Annotated in this window: 17 protein-coding genes and 2 tRNA genes; all 19 read left to right on the top strand. The window is 59.3% G+C overall.

Features of this window, described 5'->3' with window-relative positions; genetic code table 11:
- Window positions 1-33 precede the first annotated feature (33 nt).
- The 19 genes from tet (at window position 34) to nuoI (ending at window position 16,562) form a co-directional block, all read left to right on the top strand.
- Window positions 34-1,233 (top strand): Tet(A)/Tet(B)/Tet(C) family tetracycline efflux MFS transporter, encoded by a 1,200-nt coding sequence (gene tet, locus DevBK_RS05810; RefSeq protein ID WP_317184775.1) that lies wholly within the window; start codon window positions 34-36, stop codon window positions 1,231-1,233.
- A 188-nt stretch (window positions 1,234-1,421) separates the two neighbouring features.
- Window positions 1,422-1,694, top strand: coding sequence for an HU family DNA-binding protein (locus DevBK_RS05805; RefSeq protein ID WP_035079006.1), 273 nt, complete (start codon window positions 1,422-1,424; stop codon window positions 1,692-1,694).
- A gap of 126 nt (window positions 1,695-1,820) precedes the next feature.
- Window positions 1,821-1,896: transfer RNA gene (locus tag DevBK_RS05800), tRNA-Val, on the top strand.
- Between the two features lie 71 nt (window positions 1,897-1,967).
- Window positions 1,968-2,477 carry a hypothetical protein gene (locus DevBK_RS05795; protein WP_317184774.1) on the top strand — a complete coding sequence of 170 codons (510 nt, stop codon included), beginning with the start codon at window positions 1,968-1,970 and terminating at the stop codon, window positions 2,475-2,477.
- Window positions 2,478-2,763: 286 nt separating this feature from the next.
- Window positions 2,764-2,840 (top strand) — tRNA-Asp (locus DevBK_RS05790).
- Window positions 2,841-3,010: 170 nt separating this feature from the next.
- Complete coding sequence (gene msrA, locus DevBK_RS05785; RefSeq protein WP_317184773.1) at window positions 3,011-3,742, top strand: peptide-methionine (S)-S-oxide reductase MsrA; 732 nt, start codon at window positions 3,011-3,013, stop codon at window positions 3,740-3,742.
- 220 nt (window positions 3,743-3,962) lie between these two features.
- On the top strand, window positions 3,963-4,502 hold the full coding sequence (locus tag DevBK_RS05780) for an outer membrane protein (RefSeq protein WP_162236111.1): 540 nt from the start codon (window positions 3,963-3,965) through the stop codon (window positions 4,500-4,502).
- A gap of 340 nt (window positions 4,503-4,842) precedes the next feature.
- Window positions 4,843-5,433 carry a hypothetical protein gene (locus DevBK_RS05775; RefSeq protein WP_317184772.1) on the top strand — a complete coding sequence of 197 codons (591 nt, stop codon included), beginning with the start codon at window positions 4,843-4,845 and terminating at the stop codon, window positions 5,431-5,433.
- Window positions 5,434-5,680: 247 nt separating this feature from the next.
- Window positions 5,681-6,271, top strand: coding sequence for a hypothetical protein (locus DevBK_RS05770; RefSeq protein ID WP_317184771.1), 591 nt, complete (start codon window positions 5,681-5,683; stop codon window positions 6,269-6,271).
- 244 nt (window positions 6,272-6,515) lie between these two features.
- Window positions 6,516-7,106: a hypothetical protein gene (locus DevBK_RS05765; RefSeq protein WP_317184770.1), complete on the top strand. Its 591-nt coding sequence runs from the start codon at window positions 6,516-6,518 to the stop codon at window positions 7,104-7,106.
- A 325-nt stretch (window positions 7,107-7,431) separates the two neighbouring features.
- Window positions 7,432-7,797, top strand: a complete 366-nt coding sequence (locus DevBK_RS05760) for an NADH-quinone oxidoreductase subunit A (RefSeq protein WP_061907385.1) — start codon at window positions 7,432-7,434, stop codon at window positions 7,795-7,797.
- Window positions 7,788-8,369: an NADH-quinone oxidoreductase subunit B family protein gene (locus tag DevBK_RS05755; protein WP_317184769.1), complete on the top strand. Its 582-nt coding sequence runs from the start codon at window positions 7,788-7,790 to the stop codon at window positions 8,367-8,369. Before DevBK_RS05760 ends, DevBK_RS05755 begins: the two co-directional genes overlap by 10 nt.
- A 9-nt stretch (window positions 8,370-8,378) precedes the next feature.
- Window positions 8,379-9,017: an NADH-quinone oxidoreductase subunit C gene (locus tag DevBK_RS05750; protein ID WP_317184768.1), complete on the top strand. Its 639-nt coding sequence runs from the start codon at window positions 8,379-8,381 to the stop codon at window positions 9,015-9,017.
- On the top strand, window positions 9,017-10,207 hold the full coding sequence (locus tag DevBK_RS05745; RefSeq protein WP_061907388.1) for an NADH-quinone oxidoreductase subunit D: 1,191 nt from the start codon (window positions 9,017-9,019) through the stop codon (window positions 10,205-10,207). Before DevBK_RS05750 ends, DevBK_RS05745 begins: the two co-directional genes overlap by 1 nt.
- Window positions 10,207-11,553, top strand: a complete 1,347-nt coding sequence (gene nuoE, locus DevBK_RS05740; protein WP_317184767.1) for an NADH-quinone oxidoreductase subunit NuoE — start codon at window positions 10,207-10,209, stop codon at window positions 11,551-11,553. Before DevBK_RS05745 ends, nuoE begins: the two co-directional genes overlap by 1 nt.
- Complete coding sequence (gene nuoF, locus DevBK_RS05735; RefSeq protein ID WP_061907390.1) at window positions 11,553-12,860, top strand: NADH-quinone oxidoreductase subunit NuoF; 1,308 nt, start codon at window positions 11,553-11,555, stop codon at window positions 12,858-12,860. The genes nuoE and nuoF overlap by 1 nt, the downstream gene beginning before the upstream one ends.
- Before the next feature lie 4 nt (window positions 12,861-12,864).
- The gene (gene nuoG, locus DevBK_RS05730; protein WP_317184766.1) at window positions 12,865-14,967 is read left to right on the top strand and encodes an NADH-quinone oxidoreductase subunit NuoG; all 2,103 of its coding nucleotides are present in this window, start codon (window positions 12,865-12,867) and stop codon (window positions 14,965-14,967) included.
- A gap of 9 nt (window positions 14,968-14,976) precedes the next feature.
- Complete coding sequence (nuoH, locus tag DevBK_RS05725) at window positions 14,977-16,074, top strand: NADH-quinone oxidoreductase subunit NuoH (protein ID WP_061907392.1); 1,098 nt, start codon at window positions 14,977-14,979, stop codon at window positions 16,072-16,074.
- Window positions 16,074-16,562, top strand: a complete 489-nt coding sequence (gene nuoI, locus DevBK_RS05720; RefSeq protein WP_317184765.1) for an NADH-quinone oxidoreductase subunit NuoI — start codon at window positions 16,074-16,076, stop codon at window positions 16,560-16,562. The genes nuoH and nuoI overlap by 1 nt, the downstream gene beginning before the upstream one ends.
- Window positions 16,563-16,571: the final 9 nt, after the last annotated feature.

The raw sequence follows: 16,571 nt of genomic DNA, 5'->3' as shown, positions 1-16,571 counted from the left end.
GCCGGCGGTTTGAACCGCGGCCTGGAGCTCTCGATGAACAAGGCGCTCGTCGTAATTCTGTCCGCCGTCATGCTCGACGCGATTGGCATCGGCCTGATCTTTCCGATTCTCCCCGCGCTCCTTCGCGATGTCGGGCACACTACCGATGTTTCGCTGCTGCTCGGCCTTATGCTGGCGCTTTACTCCGCCTGCCAGTTTCTGTTTTCGCCCATCCTCGGCGTGCTTAGTGATCGCTTCGGTCGTCGCCCGGTTCTGCTCGTTTCGCTAGCCGGCGCTGCGATCGATTATCTGATCATGGCGCTGGCGCCCCACCTCTGGATGCTGGTCATTGGCAGAGCCATTGCTGGCGTCACCAGCGCGAATATGGCCGTGGCGACCGCCTACATTACTGACATAACTGCCGAACATGAGCGCGCCCAACGCTTCGGTCTCTTCCACGCCATGTTCGGCGTAGGCTTCATCATCGGCCCCGTCCTTGGCGGCGTTCTTGGCGATTGGTGGCTTCACGCGCCCTTTCTTGCGGCTGCCGCGCTCAACGGCATCAATTTCGCCCTAGCGCTCTTCGTGCTGCCGGAATCGCGGCATGGTCAGCCAGAGGCGCAGTTCACCTGGTCGACCCTCAATCCCTTCAAGCCGCTCGCCTGGGCGTTCAATTTCAAGGCGCTGGTGCCGCTGATGGCGATTTTCCTCATCATGAACTTCGTCGGCACCGTCTACGGCACGGCCTGGGCGCAGTTCAGCGAGGATCGCTTTGCTTTTAACGGTATGATGATCGGTCTGTCGCTTGGCGCCTTCGGCGTTTTTCATGCCCTCGCGCAAGCATTCCTCACCGGACCTGCCGTCGCGCGCCTCGGCGAGCGCTGGGCCTTGATCGTCGGGATGACCTTTGAGATCGGCGCTATGCTGACGCTGGTTTTCGCAGGTCACGGTTGGGTACTCTTTGCCATGGCGCCCATCTTCGCCTTGGGCGGCATAGGCATGCCCGCATTGCAATCTCTCGCCACGCGACAGGTCGATGCGGATCGTCAGGGTCAGCTCCAGGGCGTCATGGCCAGCATCGTCAGCATCGCTTCCGTCTTTGGTCCGCTACTCTTCAGTTACATCTACGCGGGAGTGCGCCAAGATTGGCCAGGACTCATCTGGATGGTGGCTATCGTTATTTACCTTCTGGCGCTTCCGTTGATGGCTGGTATCCGAACCATGCCCGCCACAGCAGAAAAACCGGCGGAATGATGGTGAAAAGCCCGGTTTTCGGGCGAGTTCGGCCTTGTCGGGTGCAAAATTCCGCGCCATTAACATTTCCGTACCGTTCGGCCTCGCCAAAACGGCGGAAACACTTGCGTGCGAGCTAGAATCGACCAAGGGTTGCCGCCACCTAAAGCTACGCCAGCGAGGGCGGGCATTCACCGTGAGGATACGCAATGAACAAGAACGATCTGGTTGGCGTCGTTGCCGACAAGGCAACGATCACTAAGGCTCAGGCCGCTGAAGCGGTTGACGCAGTGTTCGAAGCCATCACCGCCGCCCTTAAGTCGGGTGATGAAGTTCGTCTCGTTGGCTTCGGCACCTTTGCCGTTTCCCAGCGCAAGGCCTCGACCGGCCGCAATCCTGCCACCGGCGCAGAAATTCAGATTCCGGCCTCGAACCAGGCCAAGTTCAAGCCCGGCAAGGGCCTCAAGGACGCGATCAACTAAGAGCTTAGCTTTTAGCGCATTCTGCCAGGCGGCCCCGCGGAAAACGTGGGGCCGTTTTGTTTTGCAGTTGACGGGGCAGGGCAAGCCCCCTAATCAGAGCCTCGTTCCAGACACGCTGTGTCGGACGGGCGATTAGCTCAGTTGGTAGAGCGTCTCGTTTACACCGAGAATGTCGGCGGTTCGAGTCCGTCATCGCCCACCAGTCTCCCTTGGTGAAGCTTCAAGATATCGCAGCCCGTTGCGGCGCGGTGTTCCCTGCGCAACAATGCGGCAATGTTCCTTTCCAAGTTCGTCCCAATCCTCGCTGCAATGACCTTGACGCCTGGTGCTGTCGCCAATGATAGCCGCAGCGATTGGACGGGCTACGATTGGCGTATGGTGAAACTCGCCGAATGCCAGGATCTCGGATCGAGCGCGCCATGCCATATCTTCCATGGCAAATGGGACTGGAAGCGGAATCAGTGGGTTGATCTCATCCTCGCCCACGGCAGTGGTGCTCTGCAGGTCGAAGTCATCCTCACAAATTACGATCTTAAGGACGATGACTACGTTTGCGTCGTCGTGCTTTTCCAGAATCAAGCCAAAGCCAATGTCGCCGCTATCCACTTCAACGAACACAGCGACCACCAAACCGCGTCGACCGCCGCCAAATCCTTCCCGATAAGCGAGAGCAGGGCGGCTGATATCGCCCAGATCGCCGTCGGCACCAAGCAATGCCGCGATGGCAAGGATCAGGACAAATCCACCTACGCCCAGGTCTTTCGCGCCATAACGGCAGACTGAGCCCCGCTATCTGAAATAGCACTGGCTTTGTGATCCGTCTTGAGGCTAGAAGCCGACTGTGGCCCGCATCCCGTGCCGCGCCTCAATCCAAAACCCGCAAATCAGCCAGCCTCGTCCTCATCTCCCAGGTGAGCGAACCCGGCTTATCATTTGAACCTCCAGAGTTTTCCACAGGCCAAACGTGCACTTTGAAGTTTTTATGCCCGATGCCGTTTGCAGCGCTTGACTTAGGAATAGGGGCTGGGTACATCAGCGTCACGTTCAGCGGGCCACACGGTTCGCCGATGCGGGAGTAGCTCAGTTGGTTAGAGCGCCGGCCTGTCACGCCGGAGGTCGCGGGTTCGAGCCCCGTCTCTCGCGCCACCCTTTCCTTCAGTTTTGAAGATGTGGGTGGTGAAGAAACGAAGATCTTATAAAATCCTGAACGAGCAATTTGATCACTTAGTCGTTTGCTGATCTGTCTCTCCAACTTGTGTCTACGCAAGTTAGGGCAGGGGGACTATGACTGAGACGCCTCGCAACTCAGGTGTCTTATGCAGTCCTCGTCTCCGCGCTTTCAGCTTTCGCGCCGCTTCTTGCTCGGCGGCCTCGCTGCATTCCCGATTCTTTCCCTGCCCTTCATGTCTCGCCCATCGATGGCCCAGGAGGAGCCGGTCGAAATTCCCCCACCATCCAAAGACCTCAAGGAAACCGGCTCGAGCGCCAAAGCTGTGCTCGCCGGCGGCTGCTTCTGGGGTGTTCAGGGTGTCTTCCAACACGTCAAAGGCGTGACCCGGGCCGTTTCGGGCTATGCCGGCGGCAGCGCCGAGACAGCTACCTATGATCAGTCCTCGCGCGGGGACACCGGTCACGCCGAAACGGTCGAGGTGACCTACGACCCCACCGTCATCAGCTTCGGCAAGATTCTCCAGATCTATTTCTCCGTCGCGCACAATCCGACCCAGCTCAATTTCCAGGGACCGGACCGCGGCACGCAATACCGCTCGACCATTTTCGCGCTCGATGCCGCCCAGGCCGACACGGCCAAGGCCTACATTGCCGAGCTCGATGCGCTTAAAAAGTTCGATGGTCCGATCGTAACCACCATTGAGCAGTTCAAGGGCTTCTATCCCGCCGAGCAGTATCATCAGGATTTCCTGACGCTGAACCCGACCTGGCCGTATATCGTGCGCAACGACCTGCCCAAGATCGACGCGCTCGCTTCGCTCTTTCCGTCTGACTACCGCGCCGATCCCGTCCTCGTTGGCGAACTCGCCGCCTCCTGACACTGTGACCTCTGGGCAACGATTGGCGGGCGCCTTCTTTTAGCCCGCTCATCGTCCGCTTGAAGCCCGATTGCCCAATGAAGTTCGCCTTGGCCGCGCGAGACCTGTTGCACATGTGCATCGCTCGTGGGCCGCAAAGGACCATCAGGGGAACGAGCAGTTTGATCTGCCGTTTGCAACTTACCTGATGGTCGCAATGCTAAGGAGAACCGCGATGCGCATGTCTCAGAAGATCGCCCTGGCAACGCTTGCCACTGCCCTCATGTCGGGCTCCGCTTTTGCGGCCGATCTGATCACCGTGCCCACGAGCACCCCAGCCGAACTTCCAGTCTATGAAGACGCCGGTTTTGACTGGAGCGGCTTTTACGGTGGGCTCTACGGTGGCATCCAAAATAGCGACGCCGGCGGGATGCAATATGGTCTCGGCGCCATGGCCGGCGTAAACGCCCAATTCGATTTCTATCTGCTTGGCGCTGAAGTCGCGGTGCAGGGCGTCACCGGGGGAAATCTCGACACCAGCTATGGCCAGCTCCTCGGTCGCGCCGGTCTGGTCGTTTCCGATAATGTCGTCGTCTATGCCGCCGGCGGCTACGGCATCGATCTGGGCGTGCCCGAGGAGAGTGACGTGTTGCTAGGTGGCGGCGTCGAAGTCGCGGTCACCGACAATATGTCTGTTCGCGCCCAATATCTGCACGGCTTTCCTGTCGAAGGAAACAATCCCAAGGACCAGTTCACGGTCGGCGCCGCCTTCCATTTCTGATCAGACTTGACCGAACAAACCTGATTCTTACAGAATCATGAAAAATGGCCTCGCAATCCTTGCGAGGCCATTTGCATTTCCGGCAACAATGTGGCAAGACAAGCCGTCGCTGCCTTATTTTAGACGCTGTACGATAACGCATTTTGGGGTTCCGTCCCTGGGAAATGCGTCAATTTGTATCAAACTGACCCAAAGTAGCGACCTTATGGCAACACATGGCCGATTTTGGTCATCAAAACTTATCCTCATCGCCTAATATGTGTCGGGGCGGGCTTGCCTCCTCTCACCCCTTGAGTCATTAGTCCGGCGACTACGGTTAACTCTATTGGGAGTGCAAGATATGTTTGTACGTTCTCTCTCGCTCGGCGTTGCTGCCGCTGCTCTGATGGTTGGTGGCGCTCAGGCTGCTGACCTCATCATCCCGACCACCCCGCAGCCGATCTATGAATCTGCTGGTTTCTCGTGGGATGGCCTCTATGCTGGTGTTCGCGCCGGTGGTCAGTTCGTCGGTACCAACCAGTACGGTAACCTCGGTGCCGGCGCTTCGATCACCCAGGGTGTTGTCGGTGGCGCTGTTGGCGTCAACTTCCTCCCCGTCGACCCGTTCCTGATCGGTGCTGAAGTCACCGGTGACTACGTCTGGGGCAACAACCTCTCGACCGGCGAATTCTTCGCTAACCTCCGCGCTGGCGCAGTCGTGACCGACTCGGTCCTCGTCTACGCAATCGGCGGTGTTGGCGTTCAGACCGGCCCGAACAATGCTGGTTCGGTTGGCCTCTATCAGCTCGGCGGCGGCGTCGAAGTTGCTGTGACCGATGCCATCACCGTTCGCGGTGAAGTCGTTGGCCAGGGTGACTTCAACGATGCCGGTGGTGCTGATTCGTTCTTCGAAACGACCAAGGCCACCGTCGGCGTTTTCTACCACTTCTAAGAACGCATAGTTTCTGGCGCTAAGCGCCAGAGACGTTGATGCTTGCACCCATGCGGCGAACCGGCTCCTGTCGGTTCGCCGTTTGGTTTTTTAAGGCTGATTTACAGACTATGAATGGAAGTGTGGTCGTTCGGATACACTGATCGAAAACATCATCTCGCGCGTTAGATGTGAATGCCGCAGCCATTGCGATCAGCCGACGTGCCTGCCATTTAGGATTATCAACGCACTTTTTTGAGGGCTACTTATGTCTATTCGTACTCTTTTCGTCGGCGTGTCGCTCGCCGTTCTCGGCACTGCCGGTGCTTCCGCTGCTGACCTCATCATCCCAACCGCGCCGCAGCCGATCTATGAATCTGCTGGTTTCTCGTGGGAAGGCCTCTACGCTGGTGTTCGCGCCGGTGGTCAGTTCGTTGGCACCAACCAGTACGGCAACCTCGGTGCCGGCGCTTCGATCACCCAAGGTGTCATCGGTGGCGCTGTTGGCGTCAACTTCCTGCCCATGGATCCATTCCTCCTCGGTGCTGAAGTCACCGGTGACTACGTCTGGGGCAACAACCTCTCGACTGGCGAATTCTTCGCTAATCTCCGCGCTGGCGCAGTCGTGACCGACTCGGTTCTCGTCTATGCAATCGGCGGTGTTGGCGTTCAGACCGGCCCGAACAATGCTGGTTCGGTTGGCCTTTATCAGCTCGGCGGCGGCGTCGAAGTTGCTGTGACCGATGCCATCACTGTCCGCGGTGAAGTCGTCGGCCAGGGTGACTTCAGCGATGCCGGTGGTGCCGACTCGTTCTTCGAAACGACCAAGGCCACCGTCGGCGTTTTCTACCACTTCTAAGAACGCATAGTTTCTGGCGCTAAGCGCAAGAGACATTGATTCCTGCGCTCATGCGGCGAACCGGCTCCTGTCGGTTCGCCGTTTTGTTTTGTTCGCGGTTCGCTCCACGAGCACCAGGTGTGTTCCTTTGGTTACACCCACCGAAAACACATCTTGGAATGGTCAAACAAAGTGCTCCGACCATTGCGAGCGGTCGGCCGCTCTGTCAATTTATAGCCATCAACGGATTCTTTGAGGGCTCCACATGTCTATTCGTACTCTTTTCGTCGGCGTCTCGCTCGCCGTCCTCGGCACTGCGGCAGCTTCGGCTGCTGACCTGATCATCCCGACCAGCCCAGAGCCGATCTATGAATCTGCTGGTTTCTCGTGGGATGGCCTCTACGCTGGTGTTCGCGCCGGTGGTCAGTTCGTCGGTACCAACCAGTATGGCAACATTCTTGCTGGCCCGTCGATCACCCAGGGTGTTGTCGGTGCCGCTGTTGGCGTCAACTTCCTCCCCGTCGACCCGTTCCTGCTCGGCGCCGAAGTTACCGGTGACTACGTTTGGGGCAATGGCGTCTCGACCGGCGAATTCTTCGCTAACCTCCGCGCTGGCGCAGTCGTGACCGACTCTGTCCTCGTCTACGCAATCGGCGGTGTCGGCGTTCAGACTGGCCCGAACAATGCTGGTTCGGTTGGCCTCTACCAGCTCGGCGGCGGCGTCGAAGTTGCTGTGACCGATGCCATCACCGTTCGCGGTGAAGTCGTTGGCCAGGGCGATTTCAACAATGCTGGTGCCAATGACTCGTTCTTCGAAACGACCAAGGCCACCGTCGGCGTTTTCTACCACTTCTAAGAATCGGTCTGGCTCAAGCCAGATGATTTTTGACGGCGAGCTGGTTTCCAGCTCGCCGTTTTTGTTTTGGGCATGGGAACTGTTCTATTTGCTTTCATTCTCGCGCTAAATTTACCCCAAACTCACCTCCTTTGAGCGATAAGCAATCTCAGCCATGTGGCTAAGATATATGATCTTTCAGCTCATATTTTCTTTCCCTTGAAACCGTTTTGGGGAAGGTCTAAGCCCTAGCCATCAATCAGACGCGGTGGTCGGCTCGCCCAAATTGCTTGCTCGCCCCGTGCATTGCCGGCGGCTCCCGTCGGCCCGAACCTTAGGCTGCCGCATGACTGACTTGCTCAGCAATTACCTGCCAATCATCCTCTTTATCGGCCTTGCCGCGGTCATTGGTGGCGCGCTTCTCGTTGCCCCTTGGCTCGTTGCGCATCGCCGTCCTGATCCAGAAAAGCTGTCTGCCTTCGAAGCCGGTTTCGATGCCTTCGACGACGCGCGCATGAAGGTCGACGTCCGATTCTACCTCGTGTCGATTCTTTTCATTATTTTCGATCTCGAAGTGGCTTTCCTCTTCCCCTGGGCAGTGGCGTTCCATGACGTGGGCTGGTTTGGCTTCTGGTCGGTCATGGCTTTCCTTGGCGTGCTGACCGTCGGCTTTATTTATGAATGGCGCAAAGGAGCTCTGGAATGGGATTGAGCCCCTCCAACGCGACACTGGTGACACCTCGTCCCACTGGCGTGATCGACCCAAATACCGGCAAGGCCGTGGGCGCAGACGATCCGTTCTTCATGGGCGTAAACAACGAGCTGGCCGACAAGGGCTTTTTCGTCACGACCGCGGCGCAGCTCATCACCTGGGCGCGTACCGGCTCGCTGATGTGGATGCAGACGGGTCTTGCCTGCTGCGCCGTTGAGATGATGCAGATGTCCATGCCGCGCTACGACATTGAGCGCTTTGGTACGGCGCCGCGCGCTTCGCCGCGTCAGTCCGACGTTCTGATCGTTGCTGGCACGCTGACCAACAAGATGGCGCCCGCTCTGCGTAAGGTCTACGACCAGATGCCCGAGCCGCGTTATGTCATCTCCATGGGCTCATGCGCCAATGGCGGCGGCTATTACCACTATTCATATTCGGTGGTGCGTGGCTGCGATCGCATCCTGCCCGTAGACGTCTATGTCCCTGGCTGCCCTCCCACGGCGGAAGCGCTTCTTTACGGCATCTTGCTGCTGCAAAAGAAGATCCGCCGCGATGGCACGATCGAGCGATAGGCCTAGGCGATGACCGATACTGTTGAAACTGTTGAGCCCGTCGTTCAGGTCCATCCACTGGTTGCTTTGGGTGAGCACATTACGGCGTCGCTGGGTGAGGCCGTGCTGGGCTTTGAAGTCGGTTACGGCGATCTCTCGATCAGCGCCAAGCGCGAGTCGATCGTCGAGGTCGTGACGTTCTTGCGCAATGATCCGAAGTGCCGCTTTATCTCGTTCGTGGATGTGTGCGGTACGGATTATCCGGCCCGAGAATTCCGCTTCGACGTCATCTATCACTTCCTGAGCCCGCACCTGAACCAGCGTGTTCGGGTCAAGGTCGAGACCAATGATTCGACGGCGGTTCCTTCGATCTCCGGCGTGTTCCCAGGCGCTGATTGGTTCGAGCGCGAAACCTATGACCTTTATGGCGTGCTGTTCTCGGGTCACCCCGATCTGCGTCGTATCCTGACCGACTATGGTTTTGATGGTCACCCGCTGCGTAAGGACTTCCCACTGACTGGCTTTGTGGAAGTGCGCTACGATGAAGAGCGCCGCCGCGTCGTCTATGAGCCGGTGTCTCTGCCACAGGAATTCCGCTCGTTCGATTATCTGTCGCCTTGGGAAGGTACGGATTACGTCCTGCCCGGTGACGAGAAGGCTAAGAACTGATGTCCGAAGTCGACGTTCGCAATTTCACGATCAATTTCGGCCCGGTCCACCCCTCGGCCCACGGCGTGCTGCGCATGATTCTCGAACTCGACGGTGAACTCGTCGAGCGCGTTGATCCGCATATCGGCCTTCTGCACCGCGGCACCGAAAAGCTGATCGAATACAAGACCTACCTCCAGGCGCTGCCCTATTTCGATCGCCTCGACTATGTCGCGCCGATGAATCAGGAGCATGCCTTTGCCCTCGCCGTCGAGCGTATGCTCGGTGTCGAAGTGCCACGCCGCGGGCAGTTGATCCGCGTGCTCTACGCCGAAATCGGCCGCCTGCTTGCGCACCTGATGAACGTGACCACCCAGGCCATGGACATCGGCGCGCTCACCCCGCCACTCTGGGGCTTCGAGCAGCGCGAAAAGCTCATGGTCTTCTATGAGCGCGCGTCTGGTGCCCGTATGCACGCTGCCTATTTCCGTCCCGGTGGGGTCCATCAGGATCTGCCGCAGGCGCTGGTCGACGACATCGAGAGCTTCTGCGAAGAGTTCCCGAAAGCCCTCGACGACATCGATACGCTTCTGACCGAAAACCGCATCTTCAAGCAGCGCGGCGTCGATATCGGCATCGTCCCGCTCGAAGAAGCGTGGGGCAGGGGCTTCTCGGGCGTCATGGTTCGCGCTTCCGGTGCTGCGTGGGATCTGCGCAAGGCGCAGCCTTATGACGCCTATGCTGAAATGGATTTCGATATCCCGACCGGCGCCAATGGCGACTGCTACGATCGTTACCTCGTCCGCATGGAAGAAATGCGGCAGGCCAACAAGATCATGAAGCAATGCGTTCAGAAGCTGAACGCGCCGGAAGGCAAGGGCCCTGTGTCCTCCGTTGACGGCAAGGTTGTCCCGCCCAAGCGTGGCGAGATGAAGCAGTCGATGGAAGCGCTGATCCATCATTTCAAGCTCTACACCGAAGGCTACAAGGTCCCGGCCGGCGAAATCTATGCCGCCGTCGAAGCCCCCAAGGGTGAGTTCGGCGTCTATCTCGTCGCCGATGGCACTAATAAACCCTATCGCTGCCACATCCGCGCGCCGGGCTTTGCCCATCTGAGCGCCATGGATTGGCTTTGCCGCGGGCACATGCTCGCAGACGTGACCGCAATTCTGGGGTCGATTGATATTGTGTTCGGAGAGGTTGACCGCTGATGAGCGTGAGACGCCTTGCAGACGAGTCGGTTCAGCCGGCAAGTTTCGCCTTTAGTGATGCCAACGCCGCCTGGGCCGAAAAGCGCATTGCGCTTTATCCCGCCGGCCGTCAGCAGTCTGCCGTTATTCCGCTGCTCATGCGTGCGCAGGATCAGGATGGCTGGGTCACGCGCGCGACCATCGAAAAGGTCGCCGAGATGCTCGGCATGGCCTATATTCGTGTGCTCGAAGTCGCGACCTTTTATACCCAGTTCCAGCTTCAGCCCGTCGGCACCCGTGCCCACGTTCAGGTCTGCGGCACCACCCCGTGCATGTTGCGCGGGGCAGGGGAGTTGATCGAGGTCTGCAAAAGCAAGATCCACCACGATCCGCATCATCTCAACGATGATGGCACGCTCTCGTGGGAGGAGGTCGAATGCGCGGGCGCTTGCGTCAACGCACCAATGGTCACGATCTACCATGACACCTATGAAGACCTGACGGCCAACCGGCTCGAAGAAATCATCGATGCCTTCCACGCCGGCAACGGCGCGAGCATCAAGCCGGGTACGCAGATCGATCGTTTGAACGCTGCCGCCGAAGGTGGTCAGTCGACTCTCCTCGAAACGCCTACGGCTACCCGCGAAAAGTTCATTCCGCCCGCTCCGCCTGAGGCACCAGCGCCTGCAGCAGCTCCTGCTGCGGCCCCTGCGCCTGCGGCTGCTGCAGCACCAGCCGTTGCAAAGACAGCAGAGCCTGACAATGCTGCCCGTCCAAAGGACGTGAGTGAAGAAAATGCGCCGGCCCTGAAGGGCACGCCGAGCGAAGCCAAGGTCTCCGAGGCCAAGGCCGAAGGCGAGCGCAAAGCCGCCGGTACAGCCTCCAAGGCCGATGGTACGCCAAACGCTGAAATGCGCCCCGGTGCCACTGGCGCCGAATCCGATGCTGGCAAGATCGATGGCGGCAAGGCTCCGGGCAAGGCGACTGTCGAAGCCGCCGAAAACGGCGCCGCGGCGACTGGCGTCAAGAAATCCGCCAAGAAGGTCGTCGCCGCTCCTGCCGAAGGCCTGAGCCCCAGCGCTGATGGCGGCAACCCGCAGCCGATCTTCACGGCTCCCGAAGGCCCCGCCGATGATCTCAAGCTGATTACGGGCGTCGGTCCGGTTCTTGAGCGCAAGCTCAACGCCGTCGGCATCACCAAGTGGAGCCAGGTGGCTGCCATGACGCCCGAAGAGATCGCCAAGCTCGAATCGAGCCTCAATTTCAAGGGCCGCGTGGCCCGCGATAACTGGCTGCAGCAGGCCGAGGTGCTCGCTCGTGGCGGCATCGAAGAATATCGCAAGGTGTTCGGGAAGGACCCGCGCTAATGCTCGCTGATAAAGACCGTATCTTCACCAATCTTTATGGCCAGCATGACTGGCGGCTCGAAGGTGCGCGGTCGCGCGGCGCCTGGGTCGGCACCAAGGAATTCATCGATTCCGGCCGTGATTGGATCACCAACGAAGTCAAGTCGTCGGGCCTGCGCGGTCGCGGCGGCGCTGGTTTCCCGACTGGCCTCAAGTGGAGCTTCATGCCCAAGGTCAGCGATGGCCGCCCGCATTATCTCCTCGTCAATGCTGACGAATCCGAGCCCGGCACCTGCAAGGATCGCGAGATCCTGCGTCATGATCCGCATCATCTGATCGAGGGTTGCCTTCTGGCGTCTCGCGCCATGGATGCGCATCTGGCCTTCATCTATGTCCGCGGCGAGTTCATCCGCGAACGTCAGCGTCTCGAGGAAGCCGTCCAGGAAGCCTACGACGCCAAGCTGATCGGCAAGGATAACGTCCACGGCTGGGATCTGGATATCATCGTCCATCACGGCGCCGGCGCTTACATCTGCGGTGAAGAAACCGCGCTGATGGAATCGCTCGAAGGCAAGAAGGGCCAGCCGCGCCTCAAGCCGCCATTCCCGGCCGGCATGGGTGTCTATGGCAACCCGACGACTGTCAACAATGTCGAATCGATCGCCGTCGTTCCCGAAATCCTGCGCCGTTCCGGCGCCTGGTTCTCCTCGATCGGCCGTCCGAACAATGTCGGCACCAAGCTGTTCATGGTCTCGGGCCACGTGAACAAGCCCGCGACCTTCGAGGAAGCCCTGGGCGAAAGCTTCAAGGAAATCATCGAAAAGCATTGCGGCGGTATCCGCGGCGGCTGGGATAATTTCCTCGCGGTCATTCCCGGCGGCGCCTCGTGCCCTGTGGTCCGTGCCGAAGACATGATGGATACCATCATGGATTTCGATGGCCTGCGCGAAAAGAAGTCGTCTTTCGGCACTGGCGGCATGATCATCATGGATAAGTCCACTGATATCGTGAAGGCCATCTGGCGCATCTCGGCTTTCTTCAAGCATGAGAGCTGCGGTCAGTGCACGCCGTGCCGCGAAGGCACCGGCTGGATGATGCGCGTTCTCGGCCGCATGGTCGAAGGCCGCGCCCAGAAGCGCGAAATCGATATGCTCTTCTCGGTCACCAAGCAGATCGAAGGGCACACCATCTGTGCTCTCGGCGATGCTGCTGCGTGGCCGGTTCAGGGCCTGATCCGCAATTTCCGCGACGTCATCGAAGCGCGTATCGACCAATATACATATTCTTCCACCAGCGACGGCGCGGTTCCGTCCATCGCTGCGGAGTAGGGCAATGGCTTCCATTAAGGTCGACGGCACGCTCGTCGAAGTTCCAGACTACTACACCCTGATGCAGGCGGCAGAAGCCGCAGGCGCAGAAATCCCGCGCTTCTGCTATCATGATCGCCTGTCGGTGGCTGGCAATTGCCGCATGTGCCTAGTCGAAGTAAAGGGTGGCCCGCCAAAGCCCCAGGCCTCTTGCGCCATGTCGGTCAAGGACCTCCGTCCCGGCCCGAACGGCGAACCGCCTGAAATGTTCACCAATACGCCCATGGTCAAAAAGGCCCGCGAAGGCGTGATGGAATTCCTGCTGGTCAACCACCCGCTCGATTGCCCGATTTGCGATCAGGGTGGCGAGTGCGACCTTCAGGACCAGGCCATGGCCTATGGCGTAGATAAGTCGCGCTTCTTCGAAAACAAGCGCGCCGTCGAAGACAAATATCTTGGCCCATTGGTCAAGACCTCTATGAACCGCTGCATTCACTGCACGCGCTGCGTCCGCTTCACCACGGAAGTCGCGGGCATTTCCGAAATGGGTCTGCTCGGTCGCGGCGAAGACGCCGAAATCACGTCATATCTCGAACGCGCGCTGTCGAGCGAGTTGCAGGGCAATGTGATCGATCTGTGCCCGGTCGGCGCACTGACCTCCAAGCCCTATGCGTTCCACGCTCGTCCGTGGGAATTGAACAAAACCGAATCCATCGACGTGATGGACGCCGTCGGCTCCAATATCCGCGTCGATAGCCGTGGCCGCGAAGTTATGCGCGTCCTGCCGCGCGTCAATGAATCGATCAATGAAGAGTGGATCTCGGACAAGACCCGCTTCATCTGGGATGGTCTCAAGAACCAGCGTCTTGATCGCCCTTATGTGCGCAAGAACGGCAAGCTGCAGGCGACAACCTGGGATGAAGCCCTCGGCGCCGTTGCCACCCGCCTTAAGAAGGCTGGCAGCAAGGTGGGCGCCATTGCCGGCGATCTGTCTGCCGTCGAAGAAATGTATGCCCTTAAGGGTCTGCTCGCCTCCATCGGCTCGGGCATGACTGACGTTCGTCCGGCCATGTCGGGTATCGATCCCTCGATGCCCCGCGCGGCTTACCTCTTCAACCCCACCATCGCGGGTATTGAGGAAGCCGACGCCGTCCTGATCATTGGCGCCAATCCGCGCCGTGAAGCCGCTGTGCTCAATGCCCGCATTCGCAAGCTTTGGCGTGCAAAGAACGTCCCGATCGCCGTCATCGGCGAACGCAACGATCTGACTTACTCCTATGACTACCTCGGCGAAGGCTTCGAAACCCTCGCAGATCTCGCCGCCGGCAATGGTGCGTTCGCCAATACGCTCGCCAATGCGCAGCGCCCGCTGATCATCGTTGGTGAAGCTGCCGTCTCGCATGCCAATCTTGGCAAGCAGGTCGGTCGCGACGTCATCGCGACGGCTGCCAAGCTTGCGACTGGTGCCAATGTTGCTGAAGGCTGGAACGGCTTCGCGCTGCTCCACAATGCTGCCAGCCGCGTCGGCGGTCTCGACATCGGCTTCGTCCCCCATAATGGCGGCGTTTGCTCAGCGGACCAGATCGCTCTGGCCGGCAAGGGCGAACTCGACGTGCTCTTCATGCTCGGCGCCGACGAATACGACTTCTCGGCCATGGGCAAAGCCTTCGTCGTCTATATCGGCTCGCATGGCGACCAGGGTGCACACCGCGCCGACGTCATCCTGCCTGGCGCAACCTACACGGAAAAGTCCGGCACCTATGTGAACACCGAGGGGCGCGTCCAGCAGACTGCGCGCGCCGTGTTCCCGCCAGGCGAAGCCAAGGAAGATTGGGCGATCATTCGCGCGCTTTCCGGCTCGATCGGCAAGCCATTGCCATACAATTCGCTGGCCCAGTTGCGTTCGGCGCTTTATGCCGAGTTTCCACATCTGGCGCGAGTCGATGAGATCACGCCGGCTAAGGTTGCCGATCTCGGCAAGCTCGCCAAGGCTTCGATCAAGACCAAGTCGGCTCCGTTCGGTTCGGCCGTGTCCGATTTCTATCTGACCAATCCCATTGCACGCGCTTCGGCCGTCATGGGCGAATGCGCCGCGCTTGCTGCCGGTTTGCGGCAGGCCGCGGAGTAGGGGACCCCAATGGATTTCGTCACTTCGGCCCTCGACTATCTGCTCGGCATCCCCTTCCTCGGTTGGGGCGTGCAGATCGGTTTTATCTATAAGGCCCTGCTGCTCCTCGTGGTGCTGCTGGTCTTCACCGCTTTCATCCTTCTTGCCGACCGTAAGGTCTGGGCTGCAGTCCAGATGCGTCGCGGTCCAAACGTCGTCGGTCCCTTCGGCCTGCTGCAGTCCTTCGCGGATTTGCTCAAGTTCGTCTTCAAGGAGCCGATCATCCCGGCAGGTGCTGATAAGGCGCTTTTCCTCCTCGCGCCGCTGCTGACCGCCACTCTAGCGCTCGGCGGTTGGGCCGTTGTCCCGATCGACAATGGTTGGGCGATGGCGAACATCAATATCGGCATTCTCTATCTGCTCGGTATTTCCTCGCTCGGCGTTTATGGCGTCATCATCGGCGGTTGGGCGTCCAACTCGAAGTACCCCTTCTTCGGCTCGCTTCGTGCGGCTGCGCAGATGGTGTCGTACGAAGTCTCGATCGGCCTCGTCATTATCACCGTGCTGCTCTGTGTCGGCTCGCTGAACCTTAATGACATCGTCGTCGCCCAGACCCAGATGGGACTTGCGCATACGCTTGGCGTGCCGTGGCTGTCGTTCCTCAATTGGTTCTGGCTGCCGCTCTTCCCGATGTTCGTGGTGTTCTACATTTCGGCCCTCGCCGAAACCAACCGCCCGCCTTTCGATCTTGCCGAAGGCGAATCCGAACTCGTCGCCGGTTTCATGACCGAATATTCGGCCACCCCCTACATGCTCTTCATGCTGGGCGAGTATATCTCGATCCTGCTGATGTGCGGCATGACGGTGATCCTCTTCATGGGTGGCTGGGCCTCGCCGATCGATTTGCCGCCATTCACATGGATCCCCGGCGCGATCTGGTTCTTCATCAAGCTCACGCTTGTGTTCTTTATGTTCGCGATGGCCAAGTCCATCGTGCCCCGTTACCGCTATGACCAGCTCATGCGGATCGGTTGGAAGCTCTTCCTGCCGCTCTCGCTCGTGATGGTCGTAATTGTTGCCTTCGTTCTCAAGCTCACGGGCTGGGGTTGGCACGGAGGGATCGCCTGATGCGCGCCAGCCAGTTCGTCAATACGCTGATCATGAAGGAGTTCGTCACGGCCTTCTTCCTGGCCATGCGCTACTTCTTCTCGCCCAAGCCGACAATCAACTATCCATTCGAAAAGGGTGCCGTGTCGCCGCGTTTCCGCGGTGAGCATGCCCTTCGGCGCTATCCCAATGGCGAGGAGCGTTGCATTGCCTGTAAGCTCTGCGAAGCTATTTGCCCGGCCCAGGCCATCACCATCGAAGCCGGCCCGCGTCAGAACGACGGCACGCGCCGCACCGTGCGCTACGACATCGATATGGTGAAGTGCATCTATTGCGGCTTCTGCCAGGAAGCCTGCCCGGTCGATGCCATCGTCGAAGGCCCGAACTTCGAATTTGCAACCGAAACGCGCGAAGAGCTGTACTTCTCCAAGGAAAAGCTCCTCAGCAATGGCGATCGTTGGGAGCGTGAAATCGCATCCAACCTTGCAGCCGACGCGCCGTATCGCTGAGGGGGAAGA

Source organism: Devosia sp. BK (assembly GCF_032907385.1).
Classification (GTDB): Bacteria; Pseudomonadota; Alphaproteobacteria; order Rhizobiales; family Devosiaceae; genus Devosia.
Note: the sequence above shows the minus strand (reverse complement) of the source record. Positions and strands in the feature narration are given on the sequence as shown.